Genomic DNA, 17,208 nt, shown 5'->3' on the forward strand with positions numbered 1-17,208 from the left:
ACGGCGCGCGGCACGAGTGCGCCGTGTCCGCTGCCGATGACCTGCCCGAGGCGCCTTCCCCACCGGGCCACGATGCGCGGCCGGACATTGCGTCCTGGCGCCGCTGCATGGCGACCCACCCTCTCGCTATCGTCCCGCCGTCCGCAAACTTGATGGTCATTGCGCGTCATGCCGATGAACGGACAGGGCGTCGCGGCGAGAACGCGCGGCTGCGCGCAGTTCTGTTCAGCACTTATGCGCCAGTGCACAAGCGCGTGCACGGATGCAGCACGGCGGGCCGGCGACGGCAACGTGCAGGGATGCGTGAAGGCGGCTGCGCGAATGCGTGACCGCGTCCGGAGCGATCACGCCTGCGCGCGGTAACGTGCGCCGCATGCACCGCGATGCGTGCCCGGCGAGGTCACTGCGCGCGGACCGTGTCTGGCCGCGCTTACGGCCGCCAGTTGGCGTTGTGCTCCCAGAACGCCACGCTGCGCCGATAGGCGTCGCGATCCAGCGGCACGCCCGAGCCGCCCTCCTCCACGCCCAGCGCATTGCGCAGCATGGTGATCGGCGCCATCGGGATCTCCTGCGGCTCGGCGGTATACAGGCAACCGACCACGCCCCAGTCCGCCTCGATCGGCGCGCCCTCGTGCGCGAGCTGTTCGCGGCTGTAGAGGATCGGCAGCAGGTACTCGGCCACCGGCGGCTCGACCCCTTCGAACCAGCGCACCAGGACCGGCAGCTCTTCACGGCTGCGCGCCTCGTAGCCCGAGCGCAGCAGGCGCCGGTTGGCGTCGGTGATCGGCACGGTCAGGCAGCGCGTCGAGGTCCAGTTGCGGTGCACGTGCAACTTGCAGAACGGTGCGTAGCCGTCCAGCACCTGCAGCGGCGTGTGCGCGTTGAGGTGCTGCTCGAACTGCTCGGGCGTGCAGTCCTGGATCGCATTGCGGCGGCCATCGCGCGGGAACAGACGCGTGCGGGCAAACGGCGTGAGGACGATGGACATGGGGTACATGGCAAACGAGGGCCCACAAGCGTAGCGCGCGGCAGGGTCGGTGCCCACCGCTGCCACCTTCGCAGCCGGTGGCGCAAGGCCATGCGGAACAGCGCTTAGCGGAACTTGCGATACCTCGACTGGGTGCACTGTGGGAGGGACTTCAGTCCCGACGCCGTGCAAGGTTGGGTACCCAGCAGGCGTCGCTCGTCGCAGCTGCGTGACAGGTGTCCTGCAAATCGTGCATCCACCTGGCGACTACGGATGCGCCAAGGCGTAGTCGATCGCCGCGCGTACCGCCGCCACCTGCGCGGCGTTGCACTGCTGCGGCGTGGCGCTGGCGCTGTCCGGATACACCTCGGTGGTCGTGGTGTAGCGCGCGTCGGTGATGCCTGCGCACAGACCCAGCCGCTTCACCGGGTAGTTGATGACCCCCGGCGCCGCCAGCGGCGTGCCGATGAGTTCGCCGGCGGCGTCGGCCGGCGCGATATGGGTGACCTGCGCGACTGCGGCCAGCACCGCCTGCTGGAACGCGGGCTGCGGGTTCTCGCTGTCGCCGACCAGGTAGAAACCGTCGGGAATGCCGCCCGGCGCGTAGGCGATGCCATCGCGCGCGGCCAGCGCCGGCCGGAATTCGGACTCGTCGCTGTCGGTGGTCTCGTGCAGGTCGATGTGCATGCGCACTTGATCGCGCAACGGCGCGACCAGGCGCAGCAGCGCAGCCGATTCCTGCGCCGGGCTGTCGGCGCGGAACGAACGGTTGGGATCCAGCGCATCGGCGTTCCAGCGGTGGATGCGCTCGTACGCCCACGGGCTCACGCACGGCGCCACCAGCACGTTGGCGCGGCCGGCGTAGTCCCCGGCATGCTGCTGGGCGAACTGCAGCGCGCCGTGCACGCCGCTGGTCTCGTAACCATGCACGCCGCCGGTAACCAGCATGCACGGCAAGGCGTCGTCCCAGTTGCGGCTGCGCAAGGCCAGCAGCGGATAGCGCTCCTGCGCGTACGCCAGTTCCCCGTACGCGACCACCTCCCACTGCCCGCGCAGGCCTTCGATGGCAGCGACCACCTCGTCCTGGTAGCTGCGCCGGCGCGGCTGACCCGCCAGCCAGGCCGCCTTCTCGGCCGCGCCCCAAGGCACGCCGGGGGTTCCGATCGGATAGAAGGCTGCGCTGGTCATGATGCGGCTCCGCGTCGACAGGTGAGGGCGGCGACTGTAGCAAAGGGCGTGGGCCGCGATGCGGCATGTGCCATGAATGCAGCGCGCACGGCGCTCCCGAGCGGAAGCGGATGCCGATCCCGCTTTCGTACGCTGTCGCCATGAATACGTATGTAGCGCGCGCATGTTGCGCCGCGATGCGCGCTTAGCATCCTCCGGCCGCACGCCAGCCCCGCGGCGACGTCATGCCCCTGTCCTGCAGGCGTCCTGCCTGCGCCCACGCACCGAGGAGATCGAACGATGCGCGTCCCATCCGCTGCAAATCGTCTGCTGCACCTGCACCGCTGGCGCAGCCTGCTGGTCGGCCTGCTGCTGCTCCTGGCCACCGCCAGCGCCCAGGCCGACGTCATCCTGCATGCCTTCAACTGGCCCTACGCCACCGTGGAAGCGCGTGCCGCGCAGATCGCCGCCGCCGGCTACCGCAAGGTGCTGGTGGCGCCGGCCTACCGCTCGCAGGGCGACGCCTGGTGGGCGCGCTACCAGCCGCAGGACATGCGTCTGATCGACAACCCGCTCGGCGACACCGACGCCTTCGCCAGCATGGTGCAGGCGCTGAAGGCGGTGGGCGTGGAAACCTATGCCGACGTGGTGCTCAACCACATGGCCAATGAAGCGGCCACGCGCTCGGACCTGAACTACCCGGGCAGCGCGGTGCTGGGCCAGTACGCCGCCAATCCGCAGCGCTATGCGTCGCTGCGGTTGTTCGGCGACCTCTCGCAGAATTTCCTCAGCGCCAACGATTTTGGCCCGGCGCAGTGCATCACCAACTACAACGATCCCTACCAGGTGCGCACCTACCGCATCTGCGGCGGCGGCAACGATCCCGGCCTGCCGGATCTGGTCGGCAACGACTGGGTGGTGCAGCAGCAGCGCAACTACCTGCTGGCGCTGAAGGCGCTGGGCGTCACCGGTTTCCGCATCGACGCGGCCAAGCACATGACCTTCGATCATCTGAACAAGGTGCTCGATGCGCAGGTCCGCTCCGGCGTGCTGGTGTTCGGCGAGGTGATCACCGGCGGCGGCAGCGGCAACTCCGACTACGACCAGTTCTTGGCACCGTACCTGCAGGCCACCCCGCACGCGGCCTACGACTTCCCGCTGTTCAACTCGGTGCGCAACGCCTTCGCCTACGGCGGCAGCATGGACCTGCTGGTGGATCCGGGCGCCTACGGCCAGGCGCTGCCCGGTGCGCGCGCGGTGACTTTCGCCATCACCCACGACATCCCCAACAACGCCGGCTTCCGCTACGCGATCATGGACCCGGTCGACGAGACCCTGGCCTACGCCTACCTGCTCGGCCGCGACGGCGGCGTGCCGATGGTGTACTCGGACAACAACGAGAGCGGCGACAACCGCTGGGTCAACGCCTACCAGCGCGACGACCTCAAGCGCATGGTCGGGTTCCACAACGCCGCACAGGGCCGCGACATGCAGGTGCTGGCGCACGGCGCCTGCTACCTGCTGTTCCGCCGCGGCGACCTGGGCATCGTCGGCATCAACAAGTGCGGCAATACCGTCACCGCCGCGGTACCGATGAACGGCAGCGTATTGCGCTGGAACGTCGACTACACCGATGCGCTGGGTTCCGGCAGCGTGGTGCGTATTTCCAGCGGCAGCTACACCTTCAGCCTGCCGCCGCGGCAGGCGCGGATGTGGAAGCGCTGAGCCTGGGAGCGGACGCGGCGCGCCCACCGGCGCGCCGCGCGGGGAGCGCGTCGCCGCCCCCGGGCGACGCGGCGATCGCGCGACCGCGACCTCTTGCACATCCATCCGGATGAAGAGATATACTCGCCACACCGCCCGCTGCGTTGCGCCCATGACCGCCATCAGCTTCGAGTTCTATCCGCCCAAGACCGACGAACAGCGCGCGCAGCTCGACCGCACCGCCGCGCGGCTCAAGGCCTATGCCCCGGAGTACGTCTCCTGCACCTTCGGCGCCGGCGGCTCGACCCTGAGCTACACCTCCGAGACCGTGCGCCACCTCAAGCAGCACCACCGTTTCGAGGCCGCGCCGCATCTGTCCTGCGTGGGCGGCAGCCGCGAGGAGATCCGCGAGCTGCTCAAGCTGTACCGCGCCATCGGCTGCCGCCGCCTGGTCGCGCTGCGTGGCGACCTGCCGTCGGGCATGGGCCACCCGGGCGACCTGCGCTATGCCGCCGACCTGATCGCCTTCATCCGCGCCGAGCACGGCGACGCCTTCCATCTGGAAGTGGGCGCGTATCCGGAGACGCACCCGCAGGCCCACGATGCGCTCAGCGACCTGCGCCACTTCAAGGCCAAGGTCGATGCCGGCGCCGATGCCGCCATCACCCAGTACTTCTACAACGCCGACGCCTACTTCCACTTCGTCGACGCAGTCCGCAAGCTCGGCGTGCAGATCCCGATCGTGCCCGGCATCATGCCGATCTCCAACTTCAGTCAGCTGCGGCGTTTCTCCGAGCAGTGCGGCGCGGAAATCCCGCGCTGGATCGGCAAGCGCATGCAGGCCTACGGCGACGATGCCGAGGCCATTCGCGAGTTCGGCGCCGACGTGGTCGCCACCTTGTGCCAACGCCTGGTCGACGGCGGCGCCCCCGGGCTGCATTTCTATACGCTCAACCTGGCCAAGCCCACCACCAGCGTCCTGGCACGTCTGCCCTCAGCCGTCGTCGCCGGCTGAGTGTCGCGGCCGCTGGCCGAACGCCGGGATTGGGGATTCGGGATTGGAGATTGGTAACAGCGGCGCGCGGCCTCGCTTTGGCGAATCCCCAATCTCCAATCCCGAATCCGAGCGCTCGTAAGGCATTCGCTCCGCGGTCACACCGGCTGCGGCTACGCTGCGCCGATGCGCGCCCTTCCGCCGATATTGCTGCTCCTGTGCCTATGCGTGTTCGCCCCGCCTGCCATGGCGCAGCGGGTGAACCGCTGCAGCGGGCCCGACGGCACCACCGTGTTCAGCGATCGCCGATGCGAGGACGTCGGCGCGATCGACCGGCTACCGCCACCGGCGGCGCCCGGCAATGTCGGCAGCGCCGCTCGCGGCCTGGCGCCGCCGCAGTGCGTGCGCCGGCTCAGTGTGCTGGTCCAGCAGATCCGCAGCGCCGTGGACGCCCGCGACGTCAATCGGCTATCGGCGCTGTACTGGTGGAACGGCGTTTCCGACGACGGCGCGCAACGCATCTTCGACCGTCTGGAGGCGATCGTGCGCCGCCCCTTGGTGGCGATCGTGCCGGTGTTGCCGGACACCGGCGGGACGACCGCTCCCGCAGCCGGCACGTCGTCGACAGCCGCGTCCGCGACAACGGCCACGTCGGCCGCGGCGGAGGCCGACGGTGGCGAGGCACCATCGCGCCCGCATCCGACCGGCCTGCGCCTGCAGCAGACCCTCGCCGGCAGCATCACCCCCGCCTCCACCGTGCTGGACCTGCGCCGGCAGTACGACTGCTTCTGGATCAGTTTCTGAGGAGCCGGGAATGGGGAATGGGGATTGGGGAATCGCAACAACGGCATCCCGTACGCGCCACCCTACTCTCGCGCAGGAGCGCACCGGCCTAGTTGGAGGATCACTGTGGGAGGGACTTCAGTCCCGACGCATTGCGCCATCGGAAAGCACGCCACTTCTTCTGAGGAGCCGGGATTCGGGAATGGGTATTGGGGAATCGCAACAGCGGCATCCCGTACGCACCCCCCCTACTCTCGTGCAGGAGCGGCACCGGCCTCGTTGGAGGATCACTGTGGGAGGGACTTCAGTCCCGACGCATTGCGCCATCGGAAGCACGCCACTTCGCGTTTCGCGGCTGCATGACAGTTGACCAGGGAGCGGTTGCTGTCGCCCCACTCACGCCACATCGGCCGCCAGCAGCCACAGCCCGCGGATCGCGGCGATGCCCTGGCCGCCATGGCGGCGCGCCTCGGCGACTTGCGTCGACGCCAGGCCGCCGATCGGATAGATCGGCAGGGCGACCTGCTCGCGCAGGCGCTCGAACGCCTCCCAGCCCAGCGGCGCGGCGCCTGGGTGGCTGGCGGTGGGGGCCAGCGGCCCGACCACCGCGAAATCGCAGCCGATGCGCTGCGCCGCCTGCAATTCTTCGACGGTATGACAGGACGCCGCCACGGCCTGCCCGGCCGGCAACGGGCGCGCCTGCCACTGCGGCAGCTGCTCCGCGCCCAGGTGCACGCCGACACCCAGTTCCTGTGCCAGCGCCACGTCGCGGTTGAGCAGCACCTGCGCGCCACGCGTCGCGCACAGCGTCGCCGCGGTCCGCGCCAGCGGCGCCCACTGCTCGGCCGGCAGGCTGCGCGCACGCAACTGCACGCGGCGCACGCCGGCGTCCAGCGCGCGCTCCAGCGCCGCCAACCAGGGACCCGGCTCGGCCGGCTCCGGCGTCACCAGGTAGCAGGCGGGCTGGCGCAGCATCGCCACCACCGGCTGGTCGGCCGGCGGCATCGCGTAGCGACCCAGCTTGTCGGCGCTCACCCAGGTCAGCGCCTGGCCCTCGCGGCCGCGCGGCGTGCCCTTCCACGCCGCCACCTGGCGCACTTCCAGGCGCAGCCGCTTGTCCGGGTAGCGTTGCGGCACTTCCATCAGCCACTCGCCGACGACGGCCTCGATGCCCAGTTCCTCCTGCAACTCGCGCACCAGCGCCTGCTCCGAGGTCTCGCCGGGTTCGCGCTTGCCGCCAGGGAATTCCCACAGCCCGGCGAGGTCGCGGCCCTCGGTGCGGCGGGTCAGCAGGATACGGCCACGCGCATCGGTGATGACGCCGGCGACGACATGAATGGATCTGAGCGGTTCGGACATGGCGCAAGCTTGCCGTTTCCGGCAGCGCCAGCGCAATCAACCAGGGTCACATTGGCGCCGATCGGCTGTGGAGGGCAGCGACGCCCACGCAGCCAGGCAGTCCCCAGGCGATGGTCTTTTTGGCGGCGCGCCAATGACGGCAGGCGCCTACCGCACCAACGCCAGAGCGTCATCGGAAATGGCCGTGAGTGGGCGCTGGTCCGCCTGCAACGCTGCCCGGCGCGCGCCGCGCAACGCGCTGCGGCGGCGCGCATGGCGGTGATTGCCGCACTTCCACCACCGCCGCCCGCTCAGGCGCCCAGGCTGTGGCCGATCCGCCACAGCACGCCACCGGGGTCGTGCAGGGTGAAGTCGCGCATGCCCCAGGGACGGTCCTCGGGCTCGCCCAGGCGCGCGCCGTAACGGCCCGCCAGGTCGGCTGCATGCAGCCGCCGCCACCAGGCATCGGCGTCCTCCACCCACAGATGCAGCACGAGGTTGCGCGCCAGGCCCGCGTGGTAGAAATCCTGCAGCAGGAACGCGCAACGGTCGCCATGGCGGAAGCAGATCATGCCGTCGCCGAGCGGCTCGGGCGCGAAGCCTACGTCGGCATAGAACCGCGCAGACAGCGCGAGATCCTGCGCCGGCACGAAGACCTTCAGTTCCAGGCTGGGCGAAGGCTCCACGGCAGGCCTACAGAGGCAATGGCGACATCGGCCAGCCTACGCGCCGCACGCACGATACGCCACGTCGGCAAGCGCATCGCTCCAAGCCCTTCCCAAAAACAGAATGCCCCGCGCAAGGCGGGGCTATTCGCAAACGTGTGATCGATCCGACACCTGCATCCGTCGCTCACTCCTTCACCGAAGGGAGTGCACCGGCTGGCGTGCGGATGTGATGGCCGGCGCACCGGCACCCACAGCGTGCGACGCCGAAGCGGGGCCGCCGCGCGCTTGCGCAGCGGTCCGCGCAAGGCCAGGCTCAGCTCAGCTGGCCGTGGCAGTGCTTGTACTTCTTGCCGCTGCCGCAGGGGCACGGATCGTTGCGGCCGACCTTCGGCGCTTCGCGGGTCACCTGCGCCACGGTCGGCGCACCCGCCTCGCCGCGCTGCACCTGCTCGGCTTCCTCGTCGGCGCCGTAACCGCCGGCGTCCTGGTGCTGGAACTGCGCCTGGCGCAACTGCGCCTCCACCTGCTGACGCTCCTGCGCTTCGAGCGCGGCCACTTCCTCCTCGCTGCGGATGCGCACCCGCGCCAGCAGGGTGACCACTTCGCGCTTGGCGTGCTCCAGCATCTCCGAGAACAGCTCGAAGGCTTCCTTCTTGTATTCCTGCTTGGGCTGCTTCTGCGCATAACCGCGCAGGTGGATGCCCTGGCGCAGGTAGTCCATGCGCGCCAGATGCTCCTTCCAGCTCTGGTCGAGCACGGTGAGCATCACGTGCTTCTCCAGCGCGCGCATGGTCTCGCCGCCGATCGCCGATTCCTTCTCGCGGAAATGGCGGTCCACTTCCTCGCGCACCTTCTCGACGATACCGTCCGCGTCCAGTTCCTCGTGGCGCTTGACCAGGTCGGTGATCGACAGCGACAGGCCGAGTTCGCTGGCCAGCGTGGCTTCCAGGCCCGGCAGGTCCCACTGGTCGTCCACCGAGTTCGGCGGCACGAAGCGCGAGACGATGTCGTAGATCACGTCGTCGCGGATGCCGTCGACGTTCTCCTTGACCGACTCGGCGTCCAGCAGTTCGTCGCGCTGGGCGTAGATCACCTTGCGCTGGTCGTTGTTGACGTCGTCGAAGTCGAGCAGGTTCTTGCGGATGTCGAAGTTGTGCGCCTCGACCTTGCGCTGCGCCTTCTCGATCTGCCGGCTGACCAGCTTGTCCTCGATGACGTCGTCTTCCTTCATGCCCATCATGCGCATCGCCTTCTGCACCCAGTCCGAGGCGAAGATGCGCATCAGGTTGTCTTCCAGCGACAGGTAGAACCGCGAGGAACCCGGGTCGCCCTGGCGGCCGGAACGGCCGCGCAGCTGGTTGTCGATACGCCGCGACTCGTGGCGCTCGGTGCCGATGATGTGCAGGCCGCCGGCGGCCTTGACCGCGTCGTGGCGCTCCTGCCAGGCCGCCTTCAGGCGCGCGCGCGTCGCGTCGTCAAGCTCCTCGCCCAACGCATGCAGTTCGGCTTCCAGCGAGCCGCCGAGCACGATGTCGGTACCGCGGCCAGCCATGTTGGTGGCGATGGTCACCGCGCCCGGCTGGCCGGCGTTGGCGACGATCTGCGCTTCGCGCTCGTGCTGCTTGGCGTTGAGCACCTCGTGCTTCACGCCCGCCTTGCGCAGGTGCTCGGACAGCATCTCCGAGGTCTCGATCGAGGTGGTGCCGACCAGCACCGGCTGGCCGCGCTTGGCGCAGTCCTCGATGTCGGCCAGCACGGCGTTGAACTTGCCCTGGCGGTTGAGGAACACCTGGTCCGGCCAGTCCTTGCGGATGGTCGGGCGGTTGGTCGGGATCACCACCACTTCCAGGCCGTAGATGCTCTGGAACTCGTAGGCTTCGGTATCGGCCGTACCGGTCATGCCGGACAGCTTCTTGTACATGCGGAACAGGTTCTGGAAGGTGATGCTGGCCAGCGTCTGGTTCTCGCGCTGCACCGGCACGCCTTCCTTCGCTTCCACCGCCTGGTGCAGGCCGTCGGACCAACGGCGGCCCGGCAGGGTGCGCCCGGTGAACTCATCGACGATCACCACCTCGCCGTCGCGCACGATGTAGTCGACGTCGCGCTGGTAGATCGCGTGCGCACGCAGCGCCGCGTTGAGGTGGTGCACCACGCTCAGGTTCTGCGCGCCGTACAGGCGGTCTTCCTCGTCGGCGAGGATGCCGGCGGCGCGCAGCAGTTCTTCGGCGTGCTCCATGCCCGCTTCGGACAGGTGCACCTGCTTGCCCTTCTCGTCGACCCAGAAGTCGCCCTCGCCCTCTTCGGACTCCTGCTTGACCAACTGCGGCACGATGCGGTTGACGCGGATGTACAGCTCCGGCGACTCGTCGGCCGGGCCGGAGATGATCAGCGGGGTGCGCGCTTCGTCGATCAGGATCGAGTCGACCTCGTCGACGATGGCGTAGTTGAGGCCGCGCTGGAAGCGGTCGGCCTTGGACAGCGCCATGTTGTCGCGCAGGTAGTCGAAGCCGAATTCGTTGTTGGTGCCGTAGGTGATGTCGGCGGCATAGGCGGCGTGCTTGTCGCTGTGCGGCATGCCCGGGTACACCACGCCGACGCTCAGGCCCAGCCAGTTGTACAGCTTGCCCATCTGCGCGGCGTCGCGACGCGCCAGGTAGTCGTTGACGGTGACCACGTGCACGCCCTTGTCTTCCAGCGCGTTGAGGTACACCGGCAGCGTCGCGACCAGGGTCTTGCCCTCGCCGGTGCGCATTTCCGCGATCTTGCCCAGGTGCAGGACCATGCCGCCGATCAACTGCACGTCGTAGTGGCGCATGCCCAGCACGCGTCGGCTGGCCTCGCGGCACACCGCGAACGCTTCCGGCAGCACCTTGTCCAGGGTCTCGCCGCCGGCGATGCGCCCACGCAGTTCCGGGGTCTTGGCCTGCAGCTGCTCGTCGGAGAGCTGCTCCATCTCCGGCTCCAGCGCATTGATCTTGGCGACGATACGGTGGAGCTGGCGCAGTTGGCGCTCGTTGCGGCTACCGAAAACGCGAGTAAGCAGACTGTTGATCATTGAAGGAACCGGTTGGAAAGGAACGCCTCGACGGCCCGATCCCCAGGGAATCGACGGGCCGCAAACGAAACAGGGCGCGAGGCGCCCTGTCGATGGCAAAGCACATTGTAGCTTGGGGCGGCGCCCGGCGATTCAAGCGCCGGCACGCCAGCCCCCGCGCAGCTCAGCCACGGCCGCGGCGGCCCACCGGAATGGCGCCATCGCCGAGGAACTTGGCCGGGTTCACCACCACCCCGTCCTTCCACACCTCGAAGTGCACATGGGCGCCGGTGGAACGGCCGGTGGAGCCGGCCTTGGCCACTTCCTGGCCAACCCGCACCAGGTCGCCGACCTTCACCGACAGCCGCGAATTGTGCGCGTAGCGGGTGACATAGCCATTGCCGTGGTCGACCTCGACCACGTTGCCGTAGCCGCCGCGCACGCCGGCGTAGCTGACCACGCCGTCGGCCACCGCCAGCACCGGGTCGCCGACATTGGCGTGGAAGTCGATGCCCTTGTGGTTGCCGGTGCCGCGGCCGAACGGGTCGGCGCGGCCGCCGAAGGCCGAGGTGATGTAGCTGTTGCGGATCGGCATCCGCGAAGGCACCGCGTTCTGGTCCAGCTGGTGGTCGAACAGCAGCGATTCCAGCACCGACAGCTGCTGGCCGGAGGTGGCGAACTGCTGCTGCAGCCCGTCCAGTTCCTTGCCGAGCTGCTGCGCGGGCATGTCGTGGCTGGGCTCGTCGTCGCCGCCACCGACGCCGACCGGCTGGTCGAAATCGAACTCGCCGTCCTGCAGCTTGCCCATGCGGGTCAGGCGATCGCCGAGCGCGTTGAGCCGGGTCGCCTGCGCCTGCAGTTCGCCCAGCCGGGCCGCCAGGGCGTTGACCTGGGTCTGCGCGTCGCGGCGCACCTGCGCCAGTTCCTGGTCCTGCCGCTCGAGCTTGGCGCGCATCTGCGCCGAACCACCCCATCCGGCTGCGGCGCTGACGCCGATGCCGAGTACCATGCCGAGGCCGAGCACCGCACCGAGCGCGGCGAGGGGACGACGATCGGCGAATTCGCGCAATCGCCACGGCAACGTCTTGACCCCCTTTTCACTGGAACGGATTACGATCTTCTTGAACGTCATATGAGTTTTCATGTCTAAGCGAAAGTCCGGCGAAGGCCATACCGCCACGCCGCAGCCGGCGCTGGACGCCGCACTGGCGGACAAGGCGGGCGACCCATTGCGCCGCGCCCTGTGGCTCGACGCGCTGGACCGGCAGTTACGCCCCCATTTGCCGCCGAACCTGGCGCCCCGTTGCCGGTTGGCCAATGTGAACGGCGAACAGCTCGTTTTTCTCGTTGAGTCTCCGGTCTGGCACGCCCGGGTCAGGCTGGCCGAGGCCGACATCCTTGCTGCGGCCCGTTCCCTCGGGCTGAAAGCCACCAAAGTGACCGTCAAGACTGCTACTGCACCCGCGCATTCCCCAATGCAGCAGGCAAGAAGCACGCCGGCTCCGGTTTCTGCAGCCACGCACAAGGGGTTGCGCGAGGCTCTGGCTTCCCTGCAGGACGTCGTCTCCGCGACGCCCGATGCGACCACGGGCTCCGACCGTGGCCGTCGACGTACGTAGACACGCACGCCGCGACCGACGCATCCTAGCGGGCGTCGGGCGCGAGGTCGTTACCGATTCGTTAAATCGGCGTTAAGGGGAGAAGAAGGAACGGCCGATTGCCGATTCCGTGATACCCACCCGGCCGTCACCGGGTTGAACGGTTCAGGCGTAAGCCGCCGCCCCGTAAGCCACCGGCGCCTGCTGCGCGGCGGATTCGAAGCTGACCCATTCCCAGGCCGCCTGTTCGGCGAGCAGGGCGCGGACCAGCTTGTTGTTCAGTGCGTGGCCGGACTTGTAGCCCTCGTAGGCGCCGAGGATGGCACCGCCGGCCAGGTACAGGTCGCCGATCGCATCGAGGATCTTGTGGCGCACGAACTCGTCGGCGTAGCGCAGGCCGTCGTCGTTGAGCACGCGGAACTCGTCGAGCACGATGGCGTTGTCCATCGAACCGCCCAGGCCGAGATTGCGCTCGCGCATGTACTCCAGGTCGCGCATGAAGCCGAAGGTGCGCGCGCGGGAGATTTCCTTGATGTAGGCCATCGTCGAGAACTCGATCTCCTGGCGCGACTGCTTGGCCGGGATCATCGGGTGGTCGAACTGGATGGTGAAACCGAGCTTGTAGCCGCCGTCGTAGGGCACGAAACGGGCGATCTTGTCGCCGTCGCGCACTTCCACTTCGCGCTTGATGCGGATGAAGCGCTTGGCCTTGTCCTGCTCGACGATGCCCGCCGACTGCAGCAGGAACACGAACGGACCGGCCGAGCCGTCCATGATCGGCAGTTCGGCCGAGGACAGTTCGACGATGGCGTTGTCCACGCCGAGGCCGGCCATCGCCGACATCAGGTGCTCCACCGTCTGGATCTTGGCCTGGCCGCGGCTCAGGCCGGTGCACAGCGTGGTCTCGGTGACCAGCTCGGCATCGGCAGGCACGTCCACCGCCGGATCCAGGTCCACGCGTCGGAACACGATGCCGTGGTCGGCCGGTGCGGGGCGCAGGGTCATGTAGACCTTGTCGCCGCTGTGCAGGCCCACGCCGGTGGCGCGGATCGTGTTCTTGAGGGTGCGTTGCTGGGTCATGGCAGACAGTCTGGGAACGTCTGTTCGCACGGGAACTGAACAGACAACGAGAATATCACGCGTTTAGCTAAATTTTAACAAAGCGGTCACAGCATCCCATCGGTGCAACGCTGGCCCGTGCCGGCGTCGCGGTCGCAAAAACCTGCCGGGTCGCGGGGACCCGGCAGCAAGGGACACGGCGCGCCGGCCAGGGAGGCGCTCCTGGACGGCGGTGTTGCGGGCCGGCGCGAACGCCGGCCGATGATGCAGACCTCAGTCGGCCTGACGGCGCAGGAACGCCGGGATGTCCAGGTAGTCGCTCGGCAGGTCGGCCGCAGCCGGCGCCGGGGCGGACGCCGCGGTGCTCATCGACTCGCCGCTCGGACGACGCAGGCCCAGGCCCATCGCACCGCCGACCGCCTTGGACACGGCGTCGCCGCCGTGCTCGAAGTCGCCGAACTCCGGCTGGCCGGTGGTGGCGTTGCGCACCAGCTTGATCGGCGCGCGCTGCTCCGGACGCTGCGACTGGCGCGACACCGCGCGGTTCAGGCCGGTGGCGACCACGGTCACGCGCACTTCGTCCTGCATGTCCGGATCCAGCACGGTGCCGACCACCACGGTGGCGTCCTCGGAGGAGAAGCCTTCGATGGTGCGGCCGATCTCGTCGAACTCGGCCATGGTGAAGTCCGGGCCGGCGGTGATGTTGACCAGGATGCCGTTGGCGCCGGCCAGGTTGACGTCGTCCAGCAGCGGGTTCTGGATCGCCGCCTCGGCGGCGGCCTGCGCGCGGTCGTCGCCGCGGGCCGAGCCTGTGCCCATCATCGCCAGGCCCATTTCCGACATCACGGTGCGCACGTCGGCGAAGTCGACGTTGATCAGGCCCGGACGCACGATCAGGTCGGCGATGCCCTGCACCGCGCCCTGCAGCACGTCGTTGGCGGCGCGGAACGCCTGAATCATGGTGGCGTTGCGGCCGAGCACGGTGATCAGTTTTTCATTCGGAATGGTGATCAGCGAGTCGCAGTGCTGGCTCAGTTCCTCGATGCCCTTCAGCGCCACCTGCATGCGGCGGCGGCCCTCGAACGGGAACGGCTTGGTGACCACGGCCACGGTCAGGATGCCCATTTCCTTGGCCAGTTGCGCCACCACCGGCGCGGCGCCGGTGCCGGTGCCGCCGCCCATGCCGGCGGTGATGAACACCATGTCCGCGCCCTGCAGCGCGTCCATGATGCGCTCGCGGTCTTCCAGCGCGGCCTGGCGGCCGACTTCCGGGTTCGCGCCCGCGCCCAGGCCCTTGGTGACGTTGGTGCCGAGTTGCAGCTGCAGCTTGGCGCCGCAGTTCTTGATCGCCTGCGAGTCGGTGTTGGCGGTGATGAACTCCACGCCGTCCACGCTGCTGCTGACCATGTGCGCGACCGCATTGCCGCCGCCGCCGCCCACGCCAACGACCTTGATCACTGCATTGGGTGCCATCTTTTCAATCAGTTCGAAATGCGCCATGTCCGTTTCCTCTTTGAGCCGTGAATGGGGAATCGGGAATGGGGAATCGGATCGCTCCGTTCGCCTGCCCGACACCCGCATTTCGGCGAGTGTTGTTGTTTGGAAGCTGGGAATGGGGAATCGGGAGTGGGGAATCGCAACAGCGCGTCTCCAGCCCGGGACCTTTCCTCAGCGGAATTGCAAAAAAACCACGCCTATCTACCTTCTCTCACCGCTCTCCACCGATCTCACCGCACTGCCTTTGCTTTTGCTCTTACCCATTCCCAATTCCCGATTCACCATTCCCGGCTCTCAAAACTCGCCGCGATACCAGTTCTTCAATTTCTTGAACAAGCTGCCGGCGCGGCCGGTCGGCAGCGACGGGCGGCGCGGGTGTTCGATCTGGCTGCCCATCAGCAGCAGGCCCACGCCGGTGGCGTGGACCGGGTTGCCGACGACTTCGCCCAAGCCGGTGACGTGCTGGGGAATGCCCACGCGCACCGGCATCTGCACCATTTCCTCGGCCAGTTCGACCACGCCTTCCATCTTCGAGGCGCCACCGGTCAGCACCATGCCGGCGCGCACCAGTTCCTCGAAGCCGGAGCGGCGCAGCTCGGCCTGCACCATCTCGAAGATCTCCTCGTAGCGGCCCTGCACCGCCTGCGCCAGCGAATGGCGCGGCATGCGCCGCGGCGGACGGTCGCCGACGCTGGGCACCTGGATGCTTTCTTCCGCGGTGGCCAGCTGCGCCAGCGCGCAGGCGTAACGCACCTTGATCTGCTCGGCTTCCGGGGTCGGCGTGCGCAGCATGTGCGCGATGTCGTTGGTGACGTGGTCGCCGGCGATCGGCAGCGAGGCGGTGTGGCAGATCGCGCCCTGCACGAACACCGCCAGATCGGTGGTGCCGGCGCCCATGTCCACCAGCACCACGCCCAGCTCGCGCTCGTCGGCGGTCAGCACCGCCACCGAGGACGCCAGCGAGGACAGGATCAGGTCGTCCACCTGCAGGCCGCAGCGCTGCACGCACTTGCTGATGTTGGCCGCGGCCGACTGCGCGCACACCACCAGGTGCGCGTGCACCTCCAGGCGCACGCCGGTCATGCCGACCGGGTTGCGGATGCCTTCCTGCGAATCGTCCAGCACGTATTCGCGCGGGATCGCGTGGAGGATGCGCTGGTCGGCCGGGATCGCCACCGCCTTGGCCGCTTCCAGCACGCGGTCCAGGTCGTTCCAGGTCACCTCGCCGTCGCGGATCGGCACGATGCCCGGCGAGTTCTTGCACTGCACGTGGTTGCCGGAGATCGACGCGTACACCGAGCGGATCTCGCAGCCGGCCATCAGCTCGGCTTCCTCGATCGCGCGCTGGATCGACTGCACGGTGGATTCGATGTCCACCACCACGCCGCGCTTGAGCCCGCGCGACTCGTGCGAACCGATGCCGATCACCTCGATCGGGTTGCCGGGCGAGTATTCGCCGACCAGCGCGACGACCTTGGAGGTGCCGATGTCCAGTCCAACGATGAGGGATTTGTCGCCTTTGCGGTTCATGTCTTGGAGCCGGAAATAGAGAATCGGGAATGGGGAAGGGAGAAGAGCGGGCTCTCGCGATGGGATGGAGGGTCGGCCAGTGCCGCATGCCGCGCGGGCTGGGCCGGCGCCGCAGGCTTCTTCTCCTTGCCCGGCTCCTTACCCGGCTCTTTGCTCTCGGGTACCCATGCCACGGTGAATCCGTTGGTGTAGCGAAGATCGGCGCGCGCCAGCGGCGGCTGGCCCGGCTGCAGCAATTGCGGCAGCACCCGGGCGAAGCGCTCCAGGCGGGCGCGCGCGTCGTCGCGGCCGACCACCACCTGCACGCCGTTGCCCAGCGCCAGCGACCAACTGCCGCGCGCGTCCAGTGCCACGCCCTGCACCGGCAGGCCGACCGGCGCGAACAGTGCGCGCGAGGTGTTGTACAGCGCGACCACGTCGGCGGCCTTGGCGTCCGGGCCGGCCAGATGCGGCAGCGCCACGTCGCGCAGTTCGTTGGGCAGGGCGAAGATGCGGCCCTGCTCGGACAGCATGCGGTCCGCACCCCAGCGCGCGAACGGGCGGTGCTCGACGACGCGCACTTCCAGCACGTCCGGCCAGCGCTTGCGCACGCGCGCACTCTCGACCCACGGCAGGCGCTCGATCGCGTCCTGCGCATCCTGCAGGCGCACCGCGAAGAAGCCGCGGCGTGCATACGGCAGCACCACCTGGCGCAACTGCTCGGCGGACACGCGCTTGAAGTCGCCGCTCACCTGCAACCGGCTCAGCGGCCAGCGCTCGGCCCCGACCCAGCCGTTGAGCACGGCCACGATCGGCAGCGCGACCAGGGCAAGCGCCAGCAGCCAGGCGAGGATGCGCAGGGAGGCGTTCATTGGCGCACCGTCCGGTGC

13 protein-coding genes and 1 pseudogene are annotated in these 17,208 nt (G+C 68.6%); 4 read left to right on the plus strand and 10 right to left on the minus strand.

The window, feature by feature from the left end; genetic code table 11:
• Positions 1-430: 430 nt before the first annotated feature.
• Positions 431-988, minus strand: coding sequence for a DUF3228 family protein (locus tag SLW56_RS09120; protein WP_017912964.1), 558 nt, complete (start codon positions 986-988; stop codon positions 431-433).
• 246 nt (positions 989-1,234) lie between these two features.
• A complete protein-coding gene (locus tag SLW56_RS09125; RefSeq protein WP_267096042.1) occupies positions 1,235-2,155 on the minus strand; it encodes a M14 family metallocarboxypeptidase in 921 nt (306 codons plus the stop codon).
• Between the two features lie 333 nt (positions 2,156-2,488).
• On the opposite strand from SLW56_RS09125, the gene SLW56_RS09130 reads away from it, so the two are divergent.
• The 3 genes from SLW56_RS09130 (at position 2,489) to SLW56_RS09140 (ending at position 5,636) form a co-directional block, all read left to right on the plus strand.
• Positions 2,489-3,859, plus strand: a complete 1,371-nt coding sequence (locus tag SLW56_RS09130; protein WP_026143419.1) for an alpha-amylase family protein — start codon at positions 2,489-2,491, stop codon at positions 3,857-3,859.
• 151 nt (positions 3,860-4,010) lie between these two features.
• Complete coding sequence (gene metF, locus SLW56_RS09135; RefSeq protein ID WP_320694733.1) at positions 4,011-4,853, plus strand: methylenetetrahydrofolate reductase [NAD(P)H]; 843 nt, start codon at positions 4,011-4,013, stop codon at positions 4,851-4,853.
• A gap of 165 nt (positions 4,854-5,018) precedes the next feature.
• The gene (locus tag SLW56_RS09140; protein ID WP_320694734.1) at positions 5,019-5,636 is read left to right on the plus strand and encodes a DUF4124 domain-containing protein; all 618 of its coding nucleotides are present in this window, start codon (positions 5,019-5,021) and stop codon (positions 5,634-5,636) included.
• Positions 5,637-6,011: 375 nt separating this feature from the next.
• Here the strand turns inward: SLW56_RS09140 and SLW56_RS09145 are convergent, their stop codons facing one another.
• The 4 genes from SLW56_RS09145 to SLW56_RS09160 all read right to left on the minus strand — a co-directional run bounded on the left by SLW56_RS09145 (position 6,012) and on the right by SLW56_RS09160 (position 11,787).
• Positions 6,012-6,974 carry a Nudix family hydrolase gene (locus SLW56_RS09145; protein WP_320694735.1) on the minus strand — a complete coding sequence of 321 codons (963 nt, stop codon included), beginning with the start codon at positions 6,972-6,974 and terminating at the stop codon, positions 6,012-6,014.
• Positions 6,975-7,264: 290 nt separating this feature from the next.
• Positions 7,265-7,639, minus strand: coding sequence for a VOC family protein (locus tag SLW56_RS09150; protein WP_320694736.1), 375 nt, complete (start codon positions 7,637-7,639; stop codon positions 7,265-7,267).
• Positions 7,640-7,934: 295 nt separating this feature from the next.
• Positions 7,935-10,676 carry a preprotein translocase subunit SecA gene (gene secA / locus SLW56_RS09155; protein WP_295972765.1) on the minus strand — a complete coding sequence of 914 codons (2,742 nt, stop codon included), beginning with the start codon at positions 10,674-10,676 and terminating at the stop codon, positions 7,935-7,937.
• A gap of 163 nt (positions 10,677-10,839) precedes the next feature.
• Positions 10,840-11,787, minus strand: a complete 948-nt coding sequence (locus SLW56_RS09160) for a M23 family metallopeptidase (RefSeq protein ID WP_017916714.1) — start codon at positions 11,785-11,787, stop codon at positions 10,840-10,842.
• A 10-nt stretch (positions 11,788-11,797) separates the two neighbouring features.
• Between SLW56_RS09160 and SLW56_RS09165 the strand changes: the two genes are divergently transcribed.
• The gene (locus SLW56_RS09165; protein ID WP_017909649.1) at positions 11,798-12,274 is read left to right on the plus strand and encodes a DUF721 domain-containing protein; all 477 of its coding nucleotides are present in this window, start codon (positions 11,798-11,800) and stop codon (positions 12,272-12,274) included.
• Positions 12,275-12,418: 144 nt separating this feature from the next.
• Here the strand turns inward: SLW56_RS09165 and lpxC are convergent, their stop codons facing one another.
• The 4 genes and pseudogenes from lpxC to SLW56_RS09185 form a co-directional block, all read right to left on the minus strand.
• Positions 12,419-13,333, minus strand: a complete 915-nt coding sequence (gene lpxC / locus SLW56_RS09170; RefSeq protein WP_010340119.1) for a UDP-3-O-acyl-N-acetylglucosamine deacetylase — start codon at positions 13,331-13,333, stop codon at positions 12,419-12,421.
• A 252-nt stretch (positions 13,334-13,585) separates the two neighbouring features.
• Positions 13,586-14,812, minus strand: a complete 1,227-nt coding sequence (ftsZ, locus tag SLW56_RS09175) for a cell division protein FtsZ (RefSeq protein WP_017912957.1) — start codon at positions 14,810-14,812, stop codon at positions 13,586-13,588.
• Between the two features lie 291 nt (positions 14,813-15,103).
• Positions 15,104-16,339, minus strand: a complete 1,236-nt coding sequence (gene ftsA / locus SLW56_RS09180) for a cell division protein FtsA (protein ID WP_010340121.1) — start codon at positions 16,337-16,339, stop codon at positions 15,104-15,106.
• 170 nt (positions 16,340-16,509) lie between these two features.
• Positions 16,510-17,190 (minus strand): annotated as a pseudogene (locus SLW56_RS09185) (cell division protein FtsQ/DivIB); the annotation flags it as partial.
• Positions 17,191-17,208 lie beyond the last annotated feature (18 nt).

The organism is Xanthomonas sp. LF07-6, from assembly GCF_034105445.1.
GTDB lineage: Bacteria > Pseudomonadota > Gammaproteobacteria > Xanthomonadales > Xanthomonadaceae > Xanthomonas_A > Xanthomonas_A sontii.